General features: G+C 31.1%; 19 protein-coding genes. 18 read left to right on the plus strand and 1 reads right to left on the minus strand.

Going from position 1 to position 21,866, the window contains the following annotated elements:
* Positions 1-4: 4 nt before the first annotated feature.
* The 13 genes from glmS (at position 5) to B2694_RS04600 (ending at position 14,372) form a co-directional block, all read left to right on the plus strand.
* Positions 5-418, plus strand: a complete 414-nt coding sequence (gene glmS, locus B2694_RS04540; RefSeq protein WP_150845891.1) for a methylaspartate mutase subunit S — start codon at positions 5-7, stop codon at positions 416-418.
* Between the two features lie 76 nt (positions 419-494).
* The gene (gene glmL, locus B2694_RS04545) at positions 495-1,889 is read left to right on the plus strand and encodes a methylaspartate mutase accessory protein GlmL (RefSeq protein ID WP_346884727.1); all 1,395 of its coding nucleotides are present in this window, start codon (positions 495-497) and stop codon (positions 1,887-1,889) included.
* A gap of 21 nt (positions 1,890-1,910) precedes the next feature.
* Positions 1,911-3,365, plus strand: a complete 1,455-nt coding sequence (locus B2694_RS04550; RefSeq protein WP_346884728.1) for a methylaspartate mutase subunit E — start codon at positions 1,911-1,913, stop codon at positions 3,363-3,365.
* A 71-nt stretch (positions 3,366-3,436) separates the two neighbouring features.
* The gene (locus B2694_RS04555) at positions 3,437-4,681 is read left to right on the plus strand and encodes a methylaspartate ammonia-lyase (RefSeq protein WP_035133370.1); all 1,245 of its coding nucleotides are present in this window, start codon (positions 3,437-3,439) and stop codon (positions 4,679-4,681) included.
* A 161-nt stretch (positions 4,682-4,842) separates the two neighbouring features.
* Positions 4,843-5,685: a fumarate hydratase gene (locus tag B2694_RS04560; protein WP_346884729.1), complete on the plus strand. Its 843-nt coding sequence runs from the start codon at positions 4,843-4,845 to the stop codon at positions 5,683-5,685.
* Positions 5,686-5,701: 16 nt separating this feature from the next.
* Positions 5,702-6,259: a Fe-S-containing hydro-lyase gene (locus B2694_RS04565; protein WP_346884730.1), complete on the plus strand. Its 558-nt coding sequence runs from the start codon at positions 5,702-5,704 to the stop codon at positions 6,257-6,259.
* A 24-nt stretch (positions 6,260-6,283) separates the two neighbouring features.
* Positions 6,284-6,547 (plus strand): citrate lyase acyl carrier protein, encoded by a 264-nt coding sequence (citD, locus tag B2694_RS04570; RefSeq protein WP_150845895.1) that lies wholly within the window; start codon positions 6,284-6,286, stop codon positions 6,545-6,547.
* An 11-nt stretch (positions 6,548-6,558) separates the two neighbouring features.
* Positions 6,559-7,428: an HpcH/HpaI aldolase/citrate lyase family protein gene (locus tag B2694_RS04575; RefSeq protein ID WP_346884731.1), complete on the plus strand. Its 870-nt coding sequence runs from the start codon at positions 6,559-6,561 to the stop codon at positions 7,426-7,428.
* Between the two features lie 24 nt (positions 7,429-7,452).
* Positions 7,453-8,991, plus strand: a complete 1,539-nt coding sequence (citF, locus tag B2694_RS04580) for a citrate lyase subunit alpha (protein WP_346884732.1) — start codon at positions 7,453-7,455, stop codon at positions 8,989-8,991.
* 129 nt (positions 8,992-9,120) lie between these two features.
* Entirely contained in the window at positions 9,121-10,908 is a 1,788-nt protein-coding gene (locus tag B2694_RS04585) for a methyl-accepting chemotaxis protein (RefSeq protein ID WP_346884733.1), read from the plus strand.
* 389 nt (positions 10,909-11,297) lie between these two features.
* Entirely contained in the window at positions 11,298-11,852 is a 555-nt protein-coding gene (locus tag B2694_RS04590) for a sigma-70 family RNA polymerase sigma factor (protein WP_346884734.1), read from the plus strand.
* 17 nt (positions 11,853-11,869) lie between these two features.
* The gene (locus tag B2694_RS04595) at positions 11,870-12,895 is read left to right on the plus strand and encodes a DUF4652 domain-containing protein (protein WP_346884735.1); all 1,026 of its coding nucleotides are present in this window, start codon (positions 11,870-11,872) and stop codon (positions 12,893-12,895) included.
* 160 nt (positions 12,896-13,055) lie between these two features.
* Entirely contained in the window at positions 13,056-14,372 is a 1,317-nt protein-coding gene (locus B2694_RS04600) for a tetratricopeptide repeat protein (RefSeq protein ID WP_346884736.1), read from the plus strand.
* A 205-nt stretch (positions 14,373-14,577) separates the two neighbouring features.
* Here the strand turns inward: B2694_RS04600 and B2694_RS04605 are convergent, their stop codons facing one another.
* Positions 14,578-15,588, minus strand: coding sequence for a hypothetical protein (locus tag B2694_RS04605; RefSeq protein WP_346884737.1), 1,011 nt, complete (start codon positions 15,586-15,588; stop codon positions 14,578-14,580).
* A 188-nt stretch (positions 15,589-15,776) separates the two neighbouring features.
* Between B2694_RS04605 and cdaA the strand changes: the two genes are divergently transcribed.
* The 5 genes from cdaA (at position 15,777) to ptb (ending at position 21,854) form a co-directional block, all read left to right on the plus strand.
* Positions 15,777-16,625 carry a diadenylate cyclase CdaA gene (gene cdaA / locus B2694_RS04610; protein ID WP_346884738.1) on the plus strand — a complete coding sequence of 283 codons (849 nt, stop codon included), beginning with the start codon at positions 15,777-15,779 and terminating at the stop codon, positions 16,623-16,625.
* On the plus strand, positions 16,595-17,833 hold the full coding sequence (locus B2694_RS04615; protein ID WP_346884739.1) for a CdaR family protein: 1,239 nt from the start codon (positions 16,595-16,597) through the stop codon (positions 17,831-17,833). Before cdaA ends, B2694_RS04615 begins: the two co-directional genes overlap by 31 nt.
* Positions 17,823-19,424: an NAD(P)/FAD-dependent oxidoreductase gene (locus B2694_RS04620; RefSeq protein ID WP_346884740.1), complete on the plus strand. Its 1,602-nt coding sequence runs from the start codon at positions 17,823-17,825 to the stop codon at positions 19,422-19,424. Before B2694_RS04615 ends, B2694_RS04620 begins: the two co-directional genes overlap by 11 nt.
* A 417-nt stretch (positions 19,425-19,841) precedes the next feature.
* The gene (gene buk, locus B2694_RS04625; RefSeq protein WP_346884741.1) at positions 19,842-20,933 is read left to right on the plus strand and encodes a butyrate kinase; all 1,092 of its coding nucleotides are present in this window, start codon (positions 19,842-19,844) and stop codon (positions 20,931-20,933) included.
* Positions 20,934-20,951: 18 nt separating this feature from the next.
* Positions 20,952-21,854: a phosphate butyryltransferase gene (ptb, locus tag B2694_RS04630; RefSeq protein ID WP_035133394.1), complete on the plus strand. Its 903-nt coding sequence runs from the start codon at positions 20,952-20,954 to the stop codon at positions 21,852-21,854.
* The last annotated feature ends 12 nt before the right edge of the window (positions 21,855-21,866 follow it).

Genomic DNA, 21,866 nt, shown 5'->3' on the forward strand with positions numbered 1-21,866 from the left:
AAAAATGGAAAAGAAGACATTAGTTCTTGGTGTTATTGGAGCAGATTGTCATGCTGTAGGTAACAAAATCATGGATTATGCATTAACAGAAGCAGGGTTTGAGGTTATCAATATTGGTGTGCTATCACCACAAGAAGACTTTATAAATGCTGCAGTGGAAACAAATGCTGATGCAATAATTGTTTCTTCTCTTTATGGACATGGAGAGATTGACTGTAGGGGCTTAAGAGAAAAGTGTGATGAATCAGGATTAAAAGATATCCTTATCTATGTTGGTGGTAACATAGTTGTAGGTAAACAAGATTGGGATGATGTTTATTCAAGATTTAAAGCAATGGGCTTTAATAGAGTTTATCCACCAGGAACAAGTATAGACACTACTATACATGACTTAAAAGAAGATTTAGGAATAGAATAGACAGAAGCACATAAACTAACTAACTAACTAAAGTAGATTTTACTTGGAGTTTTAATAGAGAGCTGGAGTGATTTAAATGAATGCATATTTACTTTTAGACTTTGGTAGTACTTATACCAAATTGACTGCAGTAGATATAGATAATGAAGAAATATTAGCTACAGCCAAGGACATAACAACTATCGAAGATGATATAATGATAGGATTTAATAAAGCTCATGATAAGCTAATGAATAAGCTAGAAGGTAAAGAAGTAAATTTTGTTGAAAAACTTGCTTGTTCATCTGCAGCTGGAGGCTTAAAGATGGTTGCAATTGGGCTTGTGCCAGATCTTACAGCAGAAGCTGCTAAGAGAGCTGCTTTAGGAGCAGGAGCTCGAGTTATAAAGGTATATAGTTATGAATTAACTAAGGACGAAGTATTAGAGATAAAAAATTCTGATGTAGATATAGTTCTTTTAGCAGGTGGTACTAATGGAGGAAATAAACAATGTATTCTACATAACGCAAAGATGCTAGTAGATTTAGATGTTAATCTTCCTATAGTTGTTGCTGGAAACAAAAGTGCTAATGATGAGATAAAAGAAATATTTCAAAAAGCTGGATTCTATTTCAGCATAACAGAAAATGTTATGCCTCAATTAAATGCTTTAAATGTGGAACCAGCAAGAGAAGAAATAAGAAAAGTATTTATGGATAGGATAACTGATGCAAAAGGACTATCCAACGCAGAAAATTATATAAATGGTATACTAATGCCTACACCAGCAGCTGTACTTAAAGCAGCTAGAGTGTTGGGAGAAGGCACTGATGAAGAAGAAGGTATTGGAGACTTAATCATTGTTGATATAGGTGGAGCTACTACTGATGTACACTCTATAGGATATGGAGAGCCTACAAAGGGTGGAGTAAATATGAAGGGGTTAGAGGAACCTTTTGCAAAAAGAACTGTAGAAGGTGACTTAGGTATGAGATATTCAGCTGTGTCTCTTTGGGAAGCTGCAGGTAGTAGAAAGCTTAGAGCATATTTAAATGATAAAGATAGAAAAGTACAAATTGAAGAAAGATGTAAATATAGGAATAGCAATATTAAAATGGTACCTGAAACAGATGAAGATATAAAATTTGATGAAGCTATGGCAAAGGCAGCTACGGAACTTTCTATGGAAAGACACTGCGGCACTGTTGAATGCATATATACTCCAATGGGAGCTGTATATAATCAATTAGGAAAAGATCTTATGGATGTAAAATATATGATTGGTACAGGTGGCGTTTTAGTTCATAGCGAACATCCAGGTGAAATATTGAAAGCAGGAACCTTTAATAAAGAAAATGCTACTTCTTTAAGACCTAGAAATCCAAAAACTTTAGTAGATAAAACTTATATATTATCATCAATGGGTCTGTTAGCTCAGGATTATCCTGACAAAGCAATAAGAATAATGAAAAAATATTTAGTGGAAGTGTAAATTACTAGGAGGTAAATTAAAGTGGAACTAAAAAACAAAAAGTGGACCGAGGAAGAGTTTTTTAAGATAAGAGAAGAGGTTTTAGCACAATGGCCAACAGGTAAAGAAGTAGATTTACAGGAGGCTATAGACTACAACAAAAAAATTCCAGCACACAAGAACTTTGCTAAAAAATTAATGGAAGCAAAGGAAGCGGGCATAACATTAGCTCAACCTAGGGCCGGTGTAGCTTTATTAGATAGCCACATAGAATTACTAAACTACTTAGACAAAGAAGGTGGAGCGGATCTTTTACCATCAACAATAGATAGTTACACAAGACAAAATAGATATGAAGAATGTGAAGTTGGGATACAAGAAAGTATAAAAGCTAGAAGATCACTTTTAAATGGATTTCCAGGGGTTAACCACGGGGTTAAAGGATGTAGACAAGTATTTGAATCTGTTAACTTACCATTAGAATCAAGACACGGTACTCCAGATGGTAGATTACTTGCAGAAATTACTCATGCATCAGGTTGGACATCAAATGAAGGTGGCGGTATATCATATAATATACCATATGCTAAAAGTGTTACTCTAGAAAAAACTATTCTTGATTGGCAATATTGTGATAGATTAGTAGGTTTCTATGAAGAGCAAGGTATATCTATTAATAGAGAGCCATTTGGTCCATTAACAGGAACTTTAGTACCACCAAGTACATCTAATGCAGTTGCAATAGTAGAAGCACTACTTGCAGCAGAACAAGGTGTTAAGAATATTACTGTTGGATATGGTCAGTGTGGTAACTTAATACAAGACGTAGCAGCAATTAGAGCTCTTGAAGAGCAATGTAGCGATTACTTAAGAGCTTATGGTTATGGTGATGTTTACCTAACAACAGTATTCCATCAATGGATGGGAGGCTTCCCAGCTGATGAAGCTAAGGCTTTTGGTGTTATATCTACTGGAGCAGCAGCTGCAGCATTAGCAGGAGCTACAAAAGTTATAGTTAAAACCCCACATGAAGCTATAGGCATACCAACTAAAGAAGCAAATGCTCAAGGTATAAGAGCAACTAAAATGACTTTAAACTTATTAAAAGGTCAACAAATGCACTTATCTGATGAACTTAGAACTGAAATTGCTATAATTAAAGCTGAAACAAGATGCATGGTAGATAAGTTATACGAAGTAGGAAATGGTGACTTAGCGAAAGGTGCTGTTAAAGGCTTTGATATGGGAGTTATAGATATTCCATTTGCACCAAGTAAATATAACGCTGGTAAAATGATGCCTGCAAGAGATAATAATGGAGCAGTAAGATATCTTAAATTTGGAAATGTTCCATTTACAGCAGAGCTTAAAGCTTTCAATATGAAGAAGCTAGACGAAAGAGGAAAATACGAAAATCGTCCAGTTGGATTCCAAATGACAATAGATGATATATTTGCTGTAGGAAAAGGAAAGCTTGTTGGAAGACCAGAAAAATAACATTTATAATTTATAAGCTAACAATAAACTAATATAAAATTCTTAAATTATAGAAAGCAAGGTGTATTTAAATGAAAATTGTTGATGTAGTATGTTCTGCAGGAAGAACTGGATTTTATTTTGATGACCAAAGAGCAATAAAAGCTGGAGCTGGTCATGATGGATTTACTTATATTGGAGAGCCAGTAACTGAAGGATTTACATCTATAAGACAAGCAGGAGAATCTATATCTGTAATGTTAATACTTGAAGATGGTCAAGTAGCACACGGTGATTGTGCAGCTGTTCAATATTCAGGAGCAGGTGGACGTGATCCATTATTCTTAGCTAAAGATTTCATACCAGTTATAGAAAAGGAAATAGCACCAAAACTTATAGGTAGAGAATTAACTAACTTTAAATGTTTAGCTGAAGAATTTGATAAAATGTTGGTAAATGGAAAAAGACTTCATACAGCTATAAGATATGGAGTAACTCAAGCTATCCTTGATGGTGTAGCAAAAGCTAAAAAAGTTACTATGGCTGAAGTTGTAAGAGATGAATATAATACTGGAGTAGAAATTAATAGAATTCCTATATTTACTCAATCAGGAGATGACAGATACAACAACGCTGATAAGATGATTATCAAGGGAGCAGATGTTTTACCTCATGCTTTAATAAACAATGTAGAAGAGAAATTAGGCTTAAAGGGCGAAAAGCTTCTTGAATATGTTAAATGGTTAAGTGATAGAGTTTTAAAATTAAGAACTAGTGAAGACTATAACCCAATATTCCATATAGATGTTTATGGAACTATAGGAGTTGCATTTGATTGTGATACAAAAGCAATGGCAGACTACATAGCAACATTGGAAGAGGCTGCTAAACCATTTAAATTAAGAATAGAAGGACCAATGGATGTAGAGCATAGAGAAAGACAAATGGAAGCATTAAAAGAGTTAACAGATGAACTTGATAATAGAAATATCAATGTAGAATTAGTTGCAGATGAATGGTGTAATACTTATGAAGACGTAGCATTCTTTGCAGATAACAACTCAGGACATATGCTTCAAATAAAAACTCCAGATCTTGGAGGAGTAAATAATACAATAGAAGCTATATTGTATTGTAAGAAGAAAAAGGTTGGAGCTTACTGTGGAGGAACATGTAACGAAACAAATAGATCAGCAGAAGTTTGCACTAACATTGCTATGGCTTGTGGAGCAGACCAATGCTTAGCTAAGCCAGGTATGGGTGTTGATGAAGGTTACATGATAGTGAACAATGAAATGAATAGGGTTGTTGCCTTAGTAAATAGAAGAAATAAATAATACATTAGGTATATAGTAAAAAGGCGGTTTAATTAAAACTGCCTTTTTACTTATAATAATTATAAAAATGAGATATATTATTCATGGAATTTAAATTAAACTGTATTAGTGAATTAATATTGAAATAATATATTTAATCAATGAGTTTAGGAGGATTATATATGAGAGAAATTAAAGTTTCACAGATAACAGAAGCTATAAGAAAATTATGTATAGATGCAAATTACTATCTAGGTAGTGATATTAAAAACAGACTTATAAAATCTCATGAGGAAGAAGATTGGGGTATTGCAAAGGGAATATTAAACAAAATATTAATCAATGCTGATATAGCTAAAAATGAAGATATGCCTATGTGTCAAGATACTGGTGTGGCATGTGTATTTATAGAAATAGGTCAAGAGGTTCAGGTAGTTGGAGGAGCACTAGAAGATGCAATAAATGAAGGTGTTAGACAAGGATATAAGGATGGCTACTTAAGGAAATCTGTAGTTAAGGATCCTTTAGATAGAGTAAATACAAAGGATAATACTCCAGCTATGATCTACTATAATATAGTTCCAGGAGATAAGCTAAAAATCACTGTAGCACCTAAAGGATTTGGTTCTGAAAATATGAGTCAAATAAAAATGTTAAAACCTTCTGATGGACTTCAAGGTGTTAAAGATTTTATAATAAAAGTAGTTAAGGAAGCAGGTCCAAATCCATGTCCACCAATAATTGTTGGAGTAGGAATTGGAGGAACCTTTGATAAGGCAGCAACAATTGCTAAAAAAGCACTTATTAGATCCATAGATGTAAGAAATGAAAATCCATTCTACGCAGAGTTAGAAGAGGAACTAGTAACTATGATAAATGAACTAGGTATAGGGCCTCAAGGATTTGGGGGGAAAACAACAGCATTAGCTGTAAATATAGAAACATATCCAACTCATATTGCAGGCCTTCCAGTAGCTGTAAATATTAATTGTCATGCTACAAGACATGCAGAAATAGAGCTATAATTAGGGGGTAAGGTTTATGGAAAAGAGAATAACTACACCACTAACAGAAGAAAAGGTAAAAGATTTAAAAGCTGGAGACAGTGTTTTATTAAGTGGAGTTATATATACAGGCAGGGATGCTGCTCATAAGAGGCTTGCAGAACTTTTAGAAAAAGGAGAAGAACTTCCTATAGATGTAAAGGATGCTGTTATATATTATGTAGGGCCAACTCCAGCAAAGGAAGGAATGGCAATAGGTTCAGCAGGACCAACTACTAGTTATAGAATGGATGCATATACACCAGCACTTTTAGACCATGGTTTAAGAGGGATGATTGGTAAAGGATTAAGAAATGCTGAAGTAATAGAATCTATGAAAAAGAATAAAGCTGTATACTTTGGAGCTATAGGTGGAGCTGCAGCTCTTATTGGTAAATGCGTAAAGAAAGCAGAAATAGTGACTTATGAAGATTTAGGAGCTGAAGCTATAAGAAGACTTGAAGTAGAGGATTTACCTATAGTTGTAGTAATAGATTCAGAAGGGAATAATTTATATGAAGTAGGTAGAGAAGCTTACTTAAATAGTAAAAAATAAGTTTTATAGGTAGAGGTGATTTAGATGGAAATTAATAAAATTTCAAAGGCTGGAACCCTAGAGTCCAATGATATATACGTTATAATCATGCCTAACGAAGAGGGCGGAATAGCTATAGAACTTGAGAGTATGGTTATGAAACAATTTGGAGCAGAAATAGAAAGAGCTATTAGAGAGACTTTAGATACTTTACAAGTAAAAAATGCCATTGTTAAAGCTCAAGATAAAGGGGCTCTTGATTATACAATAAGAGCTAGAATTGAAACTGCAGTAAAAAGAGCGCAGTAGGGGGTATAAATATGAAATTAAGAAGAACTATGCTTTTTATGCCTGGAAATAATCCAGGAATGTTACAAGATGCTGCAATCTTAGGTTCAGATTCTATAATTCTTGATTTAGAGGATGCAGTAAGTCTTACAGAAAAAGATAGTGCTAGAATTCTTGTTAGAGAAGCGATTAAAAATGTTGATTATAGTGGAGTAGAGGTGGTAGTTAGAATAAATCCACTTACTACAGAATTTTCAAGTGAAGATATAGAAGTTATTGGAAGAGTTAAGCCAGATGCACTAATGGTTCCAAAGGCAACGGAAGATGAACTTATAGAGATTAGTAGAAGACTTGAAAAAATAGAAAAAGAAGAAGGCTTTGAAGACAAATCTATAAAGTTAATACCAATAGTGGAAAGTGCTTATGGTGTTGAAAATGTATATACCATTATAAAATCATCAGACAGAATAGTAGCAGTTCTTTTAGGTGGAGAAGATTTAACTTCTGATATGGGAATTAAGAGAACTAAAGAAGGCAGTGAAATATTTTATGCTAGAAACAGGGTAGCTGTGGCTTGCAAGGCTATGAGAGTAGGGGCTATTGATACTCCATTTACAGATACTAATGACTTTGGAGGATTAGAAAAGGATATTCTACTTGCAAAATCCCTTGGAATGACTGGCAAAGCATCAATTAATCCAAGACAAATTGATACAATACACCAAGTATATGCTCCAACTAAAGCGGAGATAATCCATGCTCAAAGGGTATTAGATGCTATGGAAGAAGCTGAAAGAGAAGGTAAGGGAGTATTTTCTCTAGATGGTAAAATGGTAGATGCACCAGTTATAAATAGAGCAAAAACCACTGTGGAATTAAGTAAAAAACTAGGCCTTATTTAATGAGGGGATTGAGGTGATAATAATATGAAGAATGTATTAGGAAGAGAAATTCCGGAGTATATAGATGGATATGGAAATGTAAAGATTTTTGAAGGTGCTTTTAAAAATATGAATCCTTTAAAAAAGGTGTCAGCAAAGATTAAACCTGTAGTTCCTGGAGATGCAAAGTTAGTAAATTCTTTAGAAGAAGTTTTAGATAAAGTGGAAATTAGGGATGGAATGTGTATATCTTTTCACCATCACTTAAGAAATGGGGATTATATTCTTAACATGGTTGTAGAATCTATGGCTAAAAGAGGAATAAAGAATTTAACTGTGGCAGCAAGTTCTATATTTCCAACTCATAAGCCGCTAGTTGCTTATATTGAAGATGGTACTGTATCTAAAATATATGCAAATTATATATCAGGACCTGTAGCAGATGCTATATCACAGGGAAAATTAAAATATCCAGCTATAATGCATACCCATGGTGGAAGATCAAGAGCTATTGAAAGTGGAGATTTACATATCGATATAGCCTTTTTAGCAGCACCTTCTAGTGATATGTATGGTAATATAAATGGACTTACTGGCAAATCTGCTTGTGGCGCTTTAGGATATGCAGTTTCTGATGCAGAATATGCAGACACTGTAATAGCTATTACAGACAACTTAGTGCCATATCCAAACTTCCCAATGGAAATAAACCAAGTTTATGTAGATTATGTAGTTAAGGTAGATTCCATAGGAAATCCGGCAGGAATAGTATCAGGAACTACACAAATTACCAAGGATCCTATAGGCCTTAAAATTGCAAAGAATGCTTTAGATACTATGATAGCTTCAGGACTAGTTAAAGAAGGTATGTCATTTCAAACAGGAGCTGGAGGAATATCTCTAGCTGTAGCTGCAGAGCTTAGAGAATATATGAATAAGAATGAAATCAAAGGTAGCTTTGCATCTGGTGGAATAACTGGTTATATTGTAGATATGTTTGAAGAAGGATTATTCCAAAGTTTACTAGATGTACAATGTTTTGATTTAAAGGCAGTAGAGTCTTGTGCTAAAAATGAAAAACATATAACTATGTCAGCTTCTATGTATGGAAATGCTCATAACAAAGGAGCTGTAGTAAATAACTTAGATATAGTAATACTTGGAGCAACAGAAATAGATACAAACTTTAATGTAAATGTTACTACTGCTTCAGATGGAACTATAATGGGGGGGTCTGGTGGTCATGCAGACACAGCAGCAGGCTCTAAACTTACTATAATAGTAACCAAACTAACTAAGGCAAGGTTACCAATAATAAAGGATAAGTTGACTACTATAACTACTCCAGGTGAAACTATTGATGTAATAGTAACTGAAAGAGGAATAGCTGTTAACCCTAAGAGAGTTGATTTAATTGAAAAATTAAAAGAAGCAAACCTTAATGTGGTAACTATAGAGGAATTAAAGGAAATAGCTGAAAAAATAACAGGTACTCCTAAAGCAATAGAATTATCTAAGGATATAGTTGCAGTTGTAGAATATAGGGATGGAACTGTTATAGATGTAGTTAGAAAAACATTATAAATAAAATAACACCTGTCTAAGATATTTTATTCTTAGATAGGCGTTATTTTTTTGTGTTAAATCTTGGTTATGAAGTTTAAATTTTCTTAATATATGTATAAAATTATTTGGCAATAAGTTAAATTTATATTGTTAAATAAAATAAGAAAGAGTGATGAAATAATGTGGCCTAAAGAAAAATTAAAATTCAATAGAATATTTAAGAAAAAGTTTAACATCAAGACCAGATTAATTTTAGCTTTATCAGTATTAAGCATTAGTACAATAATATTTGGAGTATATTCTATATTTCAAATGATGAAATTACATAATAGCATAGAAGGTATATCAAGTATATATGGTGGTAAAATTCAAAAGTCAGATGAACTTAGTTATCATGTTTTAAATTTTAGAACTAAAGAATATGGATATATAATGGAGACATTTTCAGAAGAAAAAAATAGAATAGAACAAGAAATGAAAGAATCAAAAGGAAATATACAATTAATTTTAGAGGATTATTTTAATTATTGTGATAGCAATAGTGAAAAAAAGGATATTGAAAATATACAAGAAAAACTTAAAGTTTACTTAGAGGTTAACAATGAAGTTATAGAAACAAATAAAAAAAATAAAGAAATGAGAAATGTTTTAACTTTAATTAAGGGAAAATCTAAAAATCAATTTGATGAATTGATAAGCTCTATTGATGAACTTAAACAAAAGAATTTAATTTATTTAGACAGTATAAATAAAGAAGCTAATGAACGTTATAAAAGAGTATTAATTACATTTATAGGCGTAACTTTTGGAATAATTTTATTTACTAGTGTAGTGTGTATATATTTAACAATTTCAATTGTATATCCATTAAATAGATTAAAGGGGAAAATAAATGAATTAGTAAATAAAGGTGGTGATTTAACTCAAGATATAATTGTTGAGTCAGGAGATGAAATAGGAGAATTATCACAAGCTATCAATGTGTTTATGAATAATATAAGAAAGATAATAGTGGAAGTTAATAATTCATCAGATAATGTTTTAAGCTCTTCTAGGGATACAGCTAGGTATATAAAAGAGCTTCATATGAATGCAGAAAGAACAACGAATACTGTAGATGAAATTTCCATGGCCATTGAGGAAGCGGCAGTAAACTCTAATGAGGTTAGTGGTTTATCTTTGGGAGTAGAGAGTTTTATAAATGATATAACCCATAAGGCTAAAGAAGGAGAGAAAACTGCAATAGATATTAGAGGGAGGGCTAATGAATTAAAAGACAATGTGGAGGTATCTAACAAGAAGGCACTTCAAATATTAGAAGAAACAAAGAAAAATCTCATAGAAGCTTTAGAAAAATCTAAATCCGTCAGTGAGATAGAAAATTTATCAGGATCAATATTAGATATTGCAAATCAAACAAATTTACTAGCTTTAAATGCATCTATAGAAGCAGCTAGAGCGGGTGAGTACGGTAAAGGCTTTACTGTGGTTGCAAATGAAGTTAGAAATTTAGCAGAACATTCAAGAGTTACCGTAGAAAATATGCAACAGGTAATTAAAAATGTTAAGGAATCTGTAGATACTCTATCTATAAGCTCCAATAAGATTTTAAAATTTATAGATGATATAATAATTAAAGACTATAAAAAAATGCACATCATGGGGGAACAATATAATAGAGATTCTATAATTATAAATGAGTTGACAGAAAGATTTAGTCACATAGCAAAAGAATTAAAGGCTGTTGTATCTACTATAACAAGTTCCATGGTAAATATAAGTGAAACAGTAAATAAAGGATCAACAGGTATAGTTGAAGTTGTAGAAAAGACCAGTTGTTTATACATCAATATTGGAGAGATAGAAAATCAAATGTTGCGAAATGAAGAAAGTGCTAGGGGACTAAAAGTGATTATATCTAAATTTACAATATAAGTTATATAATAAAGTTTTCATTATAAATTATTAATGAAGACTTTTTTTATATTGCAATTAGAATTTATATTACAATACAAAATGGGAAATAAAGATTTTATTTACAGTGCTACTATGATAACATATAAAGAGAAAGCAAATCATTTACTTAGGAGGTTTTTCAATGTCTAAGTTAAAAGATCCTTTTAAAAATGTATGAAAAAGAGAATATAATGGAGGCAAGTATGCCTATAATACCACATTAATAGCAGGAATTATAATAATAAGTATGTTATTTATTATATTAATTTGTCTGTCCTAATATTATAATAAAATTTTTAGTCAACTTATTAATAAAGTAAACTTTATTAAATTAATATCGTATTATTTATATAAAGAGAGGGAAGAAGATGAAGGAATCACAAGGAAGAGCTCCTATAGAAGATGCTATTCTTGTAAGCAATGTATTAAAGGGAGACGTAAATAGTTTTCAAGTTATAGTTGAGAAATATCAGCTTAATATACTTAGATTTATTTATGGAATGATAAAACAGAAGGAAGCAAGTGAGGATATTACTCAAGAGGTATTTATAACTGTATATAATAAATTAGATATGTATAATAATAAATATAGTTTTATAAATTGGGTTTTGCAGATTGCAAAAAATAAAACCATAGATTATATGAGGAAATATAGAAAGGTTTATGAAAGTGATATTGATGAAGCATATAATATATCATCTTCTGAAATGGGACCGGAAGAATCTTTAGAATATTTAGAAGTAAAAGAAAATGTAAATAAATATATAAAAACTCTAGATGAAGTTGATAAGCAAATATTAAATTTAAGGTATTCTCAGAATTTAACTTTTAGAGATATAGGTGAAATTCTAGATATTACAGAAACTACTGTGAAAAGGAGATACTATAAAGTAAGAGATGGATTCAGAGTCTTTTGCAAGTAAGGTTAGGAGGAGTCACAATGAAATGTAGTCAGTTCAAAGATAAGTTAACAGAATATATTGAGGAAAATTTGTCAGCCGAAGCAGATGAAGAAATGAGGAGTCACCTTTTAACCTGCCAAAGTTGTAAAGATGATTATGACAAAGAAGTTTTAGAATATAAAACTTTTAAAGAAGCCTTTTCTTATGAAAATATTAACTTTAAAAACTCTACAGAAAAAATAATGGAGAGTATAGATAAAAATAAATATACAAGGGGGAGAAGAGGAATGAAAAGAAAATACAAAGGAGCATTAACTATTGCAGCTGCATTTTTATTAGGGGTTATAGTTACTCCTGTAGCTATGAAATTAATGGATGGTAAAGAAATATTTTCAGCAGCCTCATCAGGAAAGGAAGAGAATTCTACTAAGCAAGAAAATATAGTTAAATCTGAAATTGCAGAAGAAAACAACAGTAACGAACCTATAGAAAGCGTTCCAGAGACATCATCAAATGGAGAAAAGACTAGTGATGATATAAAGAAATCAGCAAATGTGAATATTGTTGACTTATATAGTAAAGCGGAAGTGACTATGGCTAAGGAGTTAACTTTTAATACACCATTTATAGCTACAGAAGATGGTAAATATGAAGCTAGTATAGAAGGTAAAGGAGAAAAGGCTATAGAAGAGGGAATAGGTATACTTTATGTAAAAGATACGTCTACAAATAAGATGTATGAGTATACTGCAACAGAGAAAGAAAGTCAGCAATCACCACTATCAATAAGTTGGTATGATGACACTCATCTTATGATAGTTCATGGTTTAGGATATGGAACATTAGTTAATGGTGAACGTATTATAATCGTAGATGTAACCACAGGTGAACAAATGCTTATAGCTACGGCTAAGGATAAAGAGCGATTTGTATCTATAACAAGAAAAGATGATAGCTTAATATTAAAATATGTTCTTTATTTAGATGACATGATGAATGATAAAGAAGACAAATCTAAAACTTTTGACAATTATATTCTTGGAGATGTAATAGAAATAGAATAAAATAGTGTATTGCAACTAAAGGTTGCAATACCTTTTTTCTTATTCATAGTTATTGATAATAAAACTAGTAACATGATAAAATTAGTTGTAAAAAGATATATAGGAATAGATACTATAAAATATATAATAAGTTATAAAATAAAATATAAGTGGTGAAGTGATGGTTAATATAAATAAGACTTATAAAAAGGCAATGGATTTTTATTGTGATGGAAGATTAGATAAGGCATTAAATTATTGTGATAGGGTATTAAACAAAGATAGAAGTCATTCTCCTACATTGAATTTAAAGGGACTAATATATTATATTCGTGGACAATTAGAAGAAGCAAAGACTCTTTGGAAGTTAAGCTATAAATTAAATGGAGATATGGTATCTAAAAAGTATTTAGATGATTCTAGACATGATGAAGGGGATATATATATATTTAGTCAAGGCGTACATCTATTTAATGAATTTAAGGTAAAAGATGCTTTAAGGTGTTTTCTAAAGTGTGAAAGTTCCCATTTTAACAGTATAAATCTTTGGAAATACATAGCTAAGTGCCATATGCAATTAGGACAGCATAATAAAGCTGTTAAATATATAGAAGATATTTTAACTATTGATAAACATAATCCAGAAGCTTTAAGCTTAAAAAAGCAGTTAATAGAATTAAATTTTATACCCAAAGAGACTAGGGTAAAATTTAAGAAGTTTATGGTGGTATTAGGAACAAGTATAGTTGCAGTGTATATTGTATTATTAATAGGCATTGGAATATTTAAAGGATACAACAAAACTCATCAATGGTTACAAATCAAACAAGAAAAAAAGAATGAAGCAATTAATAAGGATAAAACAAATTTAGACAATTTCCAAGGAAATAGTGAAAAAATAGAGGGGAATTATCATAAAGAATCACAAAGTGATGAAATTAAAAAAGAAATAGAAAAAAATGAGAGTTCTAATATTGAAAATGAAAGTTTTAATGTAAGTACATTAAAATCCTACGTAAAGGCGAAAGACTATGAAAACATTATTAAATACATAGAAAAATATGATATAGAAGGTTTAAGTATAAATGATAGGAACATAGCTCAAAATGCAGTAACTTTAATAAAGGAAAAAGGAGTATTGGCCTTATATGAAAAAGGAGTTAGTTATATTGCAGATAAGAAATATGATAATGCAATAAAGAATTTCACCTTAGTTTATAAATATAGTGAGGGTATGTATCTAAATGAACATATACTATTTATGATGGCCAGTTCCTATGAAGGTTTAGAAGATATAGAAAATGCAAATAAGTATTATGAGATATATGTAGACAAGTATGAAAAAAATGGTTCATATATAGAACAATGTCTTTACTCTCTAGCAATAAATAATGATGGAATAGATAAAGAAAAGTCAAAAAAATACGCTGAAATTCTTACTAATAGATTTAGCAAATCAGAATATAACAATAGTAGGATAAAGGCTATATTAAAATAGAACCTATTTATAGTTCTACCATAAATAGAGAGAATGGGCTACTTTATAGCTCCATTCTCTCTAATTTTATTTTAAAGTTATTAGACTTCAATTCTAGTAGGATTAACTCTATTAAGGGTATCTATGTGATATGGAGGTATAATAATGATGTTACAGAAAAGTAAAAGAATCAAAATGAATTTTTTCATATAATTCATCTCCTTTTTCAGTAATTGCTATTTAGGTTATTATACTCCTTAGTAAAATTTTTATACATTTTTTCTATTTTATCATAGGTTTCATTACTTGAAACATAAAGTGAGTCCATAAAATCTTCCTTTACATCCTTACTATCTCTACGAACTTTTTCAGTTAAGATAGCATATTTGATTTCATATAAGTAGTCATTATATGAGGATACAACTTCCGTAAAATCTTTATATAGTGATGAAAAATCATCGGGTATAGACATTTGAGATAAAACATTTTGTACTGAAGCTAATTTGTTAGAAGTATCATCTATATTAGAAATTAAAAGTTCATAGGTCATATTGCCACTACGACATTTTAAGACATCTTCATAGAAGTTATATTTTAAGCTATCTAGGGATATAACTAACTCTCTTAAAGTATGAATAAATTTAGTAATATCTGCTGATTTTAAATCAGATATTTTCTTTAAATTATTAGAAGATATACAATAGTCTATAGTTGAATCAATTACTGAATACATAGGAACACCTAAATCATAATTATAATCTTTTTTTAGCTTGATTAAGTCATAATAGTTTTCTGTAGCATCTCTGAAGGCTTTTAAATTATTAGCTGCTAGCTGAATATCACTTCCATTAGGATTTTTCAGCATTGCTTCAAGTTGATCTATAATGAGAATATTTTCATTTAAGCCCTTAGATAAATTTTCATAATTTTCTGGTGAGATTACTTCTTTAGCAGAAGGGTTTGAATTTAAATCTATAGATATATCTATCAAGTCAGCTTTCATTTCGGGTAAAACATTAAGAGCTTTTTCAACATCTATATTATTATATATTAGGATTTTACAGCTATTATTAACCTTCCATATAGATTTCATAGTGTTAGAAATATATCTTTCTTCTTTATTAAAAGAAAACTTACTGAAAAAACCATAACTCATAAAAAACAAAATTATACCTATAATAAAAAAGCATAAATATTTCATTACTATGTTGTCTATTTTAATTTTTTTTCCACTCACTTACAGCATCCCCCTTTGTATTTGTAAAAAATATATTATAATTCTTTATATTAAAGTTAAAACTAAAATATTCGTAGTTATTAACATTTATTTAATTAAAATATTTTTGACCTAAAAATTAAAATTTATATTACAAATAGAAGTATTGGTGTATAATTAAAATAGTATTATCGTTAGGTGGTGACTATATGGAAAGCTTTAATGCACTCATAAATATTTTTAAGGGAATGACTATATTTTCTCTAATTGACATTATTGTAGTTTCTTTTATATTTTATAAAGGTTATACATTAATAAAAGAGACAAGAGCAGAACAATTATTAAAAGGAATTGTACTTATATTTTTATTAATACCAGTAAGTGATGTTTTAAACTTAACAACCCTAAATTGGATATTAGAGAATACTTTAACAATTAGTGTTATTTCTATTATAATTATATTTCAGCCTGAAATTAGAAAGGCTTTAGAACATATTGGAAGAACTTCTTTTGTAGATAAAATAATTTATGAAGATGAAGAAGTTATGAAGAATGTGGTTAATGAAATAGTAGATGCTGTGGAAGTATTGGCTGAGGATAGAGTTGGAGCACTTATAATAATAGAACAAAAGACTGGTCTTGGAGATATTATAAACACGGGAACTAAAATAAATGGTGATGTATCTTCAGCACTTCTTCAAAATATTTTTGTTGTAAATACTCCACTTCACGATGGTGCCACTATCATAAGGAATGATAAGGTTGTAGCATCAGGTTGCTTTTTACCCCTTACAAATGATGATAAGTTAAATAAACAGTTAGGCACAAGGCACAGGGCTGGAATAGGAGTTACAGAGGTAGCAGACTGTATAACTATTATAGTTTCAGAAGAAACGGGGGTAATTTCTTTAGCTATAAATGGAAGATTACTTAGAAATTACGATAAAGATAAGCTGAGAAATGTACTACTTAAAATAATGAAGAGTAGACAAAATAGAAAAGAATCATTTAAAGAGAGGGTAAAGCTATGGATAAGCAAAAAAGACAAGACATCATAATAAGAATTTGTTGTGTAATAGCAGCACTAGTATTGTGGATGTATATTCGTAGTAGCGAAGACCCTGTCACTACTAGTGTAATAAAATATGTACCGGTAAAGATACTAAATGAAGATACTCTTGCAGATAAAGATTTAGTACTAATACCAAATCAAGATTTTTATATAAATTTAACAGTAAAGGCCCCGGCATCTACAATTAAAGATTTAGATAAAAAAGAGTTCACTCTAGTAGCAGACCTTCAAGGGTATGCACTAACCCCGGGAGAAAATAAAGTTCAAGTTAAAGTAAAAGAAGCAATTCCTGGAGTTTCTGTTGTAAACTCTGATGGTCTTCTAATGAAAGTAGATGTGGATACTTTAGCAGATAAATATGTAAATGTAGCATCTGGAATTGTAGGTGAAGTAGCTGAAGGATATTATAATGATGATTCTGTAATATCACCTAATTCTGTAAAAATTTCAGGACCACAAAGATATTTAGATCAAGTAGTAGGAGCAGTAGCCCAAGTAGATATAACTAATGTAAGTTCTGATATAGATAAAAGCTGCAAGGTTACTTTAGTAGATTCAGATGAAAGGGAAGTTACTGGACTATCTGTATATCCAGAATATGTACAGGTGAAAATTCAGGTAAAAAAAGGAAAATATTTAGGGATAAATGTACAGACTACTGGAACAGCAGTACCAGGAGTAACTATAGTAAGTATGGAAGCAGCACCAAAGAGTATAGAGGTAGCTGGTGTAAGTGAAATAATAGATAACATAAAAAGCATTAATACAGCACCTATAAATATTAGTAATATAACTGAAAGCACTACGGTAGATGCAAATCTAATAATGCCGGAAGGTGTACACAGTGTAAATAGTGAGAAAACTGTAAAAGTTAAAATTACAGTTAAAAAAATTAGTGAAAAGGCTTTAAATATACCGATAAACTATACTAATTTGGGAGAAAAACTTATACTAGAAAATTCAACTCCAACATTAAAGTTAGTTATTACAGGAGAAGAGAGTGAACTAAGTAAAATCAGTGAAGATAAACTTAAAGCTACAGTAGATTTGAAAAGTTTAACAGAAGGCTCCCATGAAGTTAAGATACAATTAGCAGGAGTACCAAATACAGTACAAGTTAAGAGCCAAACACCTGAAAATATAACTATAACCATAAAAGCCAAAACAGAGGAGACAGGTAATAATGACGGTTAAGATAAATAATTTAGTTTTAGGAATAAATGAAGATAGTTTAGCCACCTTAAAATCAAAGGTGGCTAATAAACTTAGAATAAAAGAAAGTGATTTTAAATCATTTAAAATTACTAAGGAATCTATAGATGCTAGAAAAAAATCAGAAATAAAAATAAATTATGCTGTAGAAATTGAATGTGATAATGAAGCTAAAGTAATAGCTAGAGTAAATAGTAATGATGTTAAATTAGGTGGAGATAATTATAAAGCTGATTTTGAAATTGGAACAAAGAAGCTAGAGAATAGACCTATAGTAGTAGGAATGGGACCAGCAGGGCTATTTGCAGGACTTCTTTTAGCTGAAAAGGGATATCACCCTCTTATAATTGAGAGAGGTGAAGATGTAGACAGTAGAACTAGAACTATAGATGGTTTTTGGAATAATAGGATACTTAACACAGAAAGTAATGTTCAATTTGGAGAAGGTGGAGCTGGTACTTTTTCAGATGGAAAGCTAACAACTAGAATTAAAGATCATAGATGTGGATATGTTCTAGAAAAACTTGTTTTAGCAGGTGCACCAGAAGAAATTACATATATGGGAAAGCCTCATATCGGAACGGATATATTAAAAAATGTAGTGAAAAATATAAGAGAAAAAATTAAGGAATATGGTGGAGAAGTAAGATTTTCATCTAAGCTTGAAGATATATCAATAAGAAATGGTAAAATTTCTGAGATAATAGTAGAAGGTGAACATATACCTTGTGATAATCTTATACTTGCTACAGGTCATAGTGCTAGAGATACTTATGAAATGCTATTTTCAAAAGGGGTTTCTATATCACCAAAACCCTTTGCCGTTGGTTTTAGAGTTGAACATTTACAGCATATGATAGATGAAAATCAATATGGTAAATATGCAACTCATCCAAAACTAAGGGCTGCAGATTATAAACTAACCTATACTAGTAATAAACTATCTAGATCTGTATACAGTTTTTGTATGTGTCCAGGTGGTCAGGTAGTGGCTTCAGCATCAGAAGAAAATACTGTAGTAGTAAATGGTATGAGCAATTATAAGCGAGATGGGATAAATGCTAATTCTGCTTTAGTAGTATCAGTAGACCCTAGTGATTTTGATGGAAATACCCCATTAGGTGGAATTGCTTTTCAAAGACGTTATGAAGCTTTAGCTTATGAAGTTGGAGGAAGAAATTATAATGCCCCTGTTCAGCTTGTAAAAGATTTTTTAAATGACAAAGTATCAAAGAATTTTGGAAGGGTGAAACCAACATATACTCCAGGAACTGAATTTGTAGATTTAAAAAGCTGTGCACCAAATTTTGTTGTAGATGCTATAAAAGAAGCATTACCTGTATTTGATAGGAAAATACCAGGATATGCAGGAGAAGATGCAATATTAACAGGTATGGAAACAAGGACTTCTGCCCCTGTAAAAATAAATAGAAATGAAAATTATGAAAGTGTTAATGTTAGAGGATTGTATCCAACGGGTGAAGGTGCAGGATATGCAGGTGGAATTGTATCAGCAGCAGTAGATGGACTTAGAGTGGCAGAACAAATTATTAGAGAATATTCACCAAAATAAAACAAATAGAAACTTGATATTTATATTATCCATTGATAATATAATATTTAAGAAGATTATTTTATCCATTCTTCTTTTCTTTTATCCGATGACTACCAGCTCTAATACTCCCATCTTTTTCAAAGCAGGAGTAAAGAGCTGATACGTCCCTGGATAACGATTTTTAACCTTCAGAGAAAAAAACTCTGAAGCAAAAAACTCTGAAGCAAAAAACTCTGTTAATGGGGATATGAGTTTGCAGCAAGAAGTAAAGATAGGATTTAGGATAAACAGATTTCTTAGAGCTTTTGCTCATTAGAGATTGTTATCCTTTAGGATAAATTTTGCTAAGATTTAGAAATATATAAATTTTATATACTTCTAAATCTAATGCAAAAAAATTAAAGCTAATATAAATATTTATGTGGAGGTATAGTGATGAGGGAAGATAAGCAAGTATTAGTGATTAATCCAGGATCGACATCTACGAAAATAGCTGTATTTTTGGGGGAGGAATGTATAGCCTCAGCTAGTTTATCTCACAGTGCAGAGGAAGTGAAAAAGTATTCTCATATATGTCAACAAAAGGATATGAGAACGGAAGTCATATATAATTGGCTTAATGAAAACGATTATTCACTTAAAAAGTTTCATGCTGTAGTAGGTAGAGGTGGACTTTTAAGACCTATGCCAGGAGGAACTTATAAAATAACTTACAAGATGTTAGACGACCTTATTGTTGGGTTTCAAGGACAGCATGCCTCAAATTTAGGTGGAGTTATTGCCTATGAAATTGCAGAGAAAGCAGGAATACCATCTTATATAGTAGATCCTGTTGCTGTTGATGAAGTTGATGAAGTAACAAGAATATCAGGCATGGAAGATATATCTAGGCGTTCTCTTGTGCATGCTTTAAACATTAAAGCTGTAGTAAGAAAAGTATGTGCTGATAAAAACTTAGATTTTGAGAAAAGTAATTTTGTAGTAGCACATATAGGTGGAGGAATAACTGTATCACCAGTAAGAGGTGGCAGAATAATTGATTGCAACAATGCAAATGAAGATGGACCTTTCTCACCAGAAAGAACAGGAGGTCTTCCGGTAGGAGATTTAGTGAAGCTTGCCTTTAGTAATAAGTATACAATGCAAGAATTAAAAAACAAAATTACAAGAGAAGGTGGATTAGTAGCTTATCTTGGAACTAATGACGGAAGAGAAGTTGATAGACGTATCGATGAAGGCGATAAAAAAGCAGAATTGATATTAAGAGCTATGGCATATCAACTTAGTAAAGAAATAGGTGGAATGGCTACTGCACTATGTGGTAACATTGATGCTATAATTTTAACTGGTGGAATAGCTTATAATAAAAGAGTTACTAACTGGATTACTGAAGATGTAAAATTTATTGCACCTGTAGAAATTGTACCAGGTGAAAATGAAATGTTAGCCCTTGCAGAAGGAGCATTAAGGGTATTAAATGGTGAAGAAACACCAAAGATATATGACGATGAAGTTAAATTTGATTAACATTTGGGGGGAATCATAATGATTAAAACATTTGATGAGGTAATTTCTAAGGTTAAATCTCAATCAATGAAGAAAGTAGCAGTAGCAGTAGCACAAGATGAACCAGTACTTGAAGCTATAAGAGATGCTAAAAAAAATGGTATTGCTGATGCTATCTTAGTTGGAGATAAGGAAGAAATAATAAAAATTGCAGAAACAATTGGAATGAACATAGATGAGTATGAAATTATAGATGAGAAAGATGTAAACAAGGCATCTATAGAAACTGTTAAACTTGTATCTTCAGGTAGAGCAGATATGATGATGAAGGGCTTAGTTGATACAGCTACTTTCTTAAGAGCAGTACTTAATAAAGAAGTAGGACTTAGAACAGGAAAACAGATGTCACACATTGCAATATTCGAAGTTCCTGGCTATGATAGATTATTATTTGTAACAGATGCAGCTTTTAATATGTATCCAGAACTTAAAGAAAAGATAGATATTATAAAAAATGCAGTTCAAGTAGCTCATGCTCTTGAGAATAACATGCCAAAGGTAGCACCAATTTGTGCAGTTGAGGTTGTAAACCCTAGTATGCCAGCTACACTGGATGCTGCAAACCTTTCCAAAATGAATGAGAGAGGTCAAATTAAAGGTTGTATAATTGATGGACCATTAGCTCTTGACAATGCACTTTCAAAAGAAGCTGCAGCGCATAAAAAAATATCAGGTCCAGTAGCGGGAGAGGCTGATATATTATTAATGGCAAATATAGAAGCAGGAAATGCTGTTTATAAATGCTTAACATATACTACAGAATCTAAGAATGGTGGATTATTAATGGGAGCAGCAGCACCAGTTATAGTAACATCAAGAGCAGATTCACCAGAGACAAAAATGAATTCTATTGCCCTTGCATCATTAGTAGCAGGAAGATAATAAGGAGGAAGA

This window comes from Clostridium sp. UBA4395, from assembly GCF_002390995.1.
Classification (GTDB): domain Bacteria; phylum Bacillota; class Clostridia; order Clostridiales; family Clostridiaceae; genus Clostridium_J; species Clostridium_J sulfidigenes.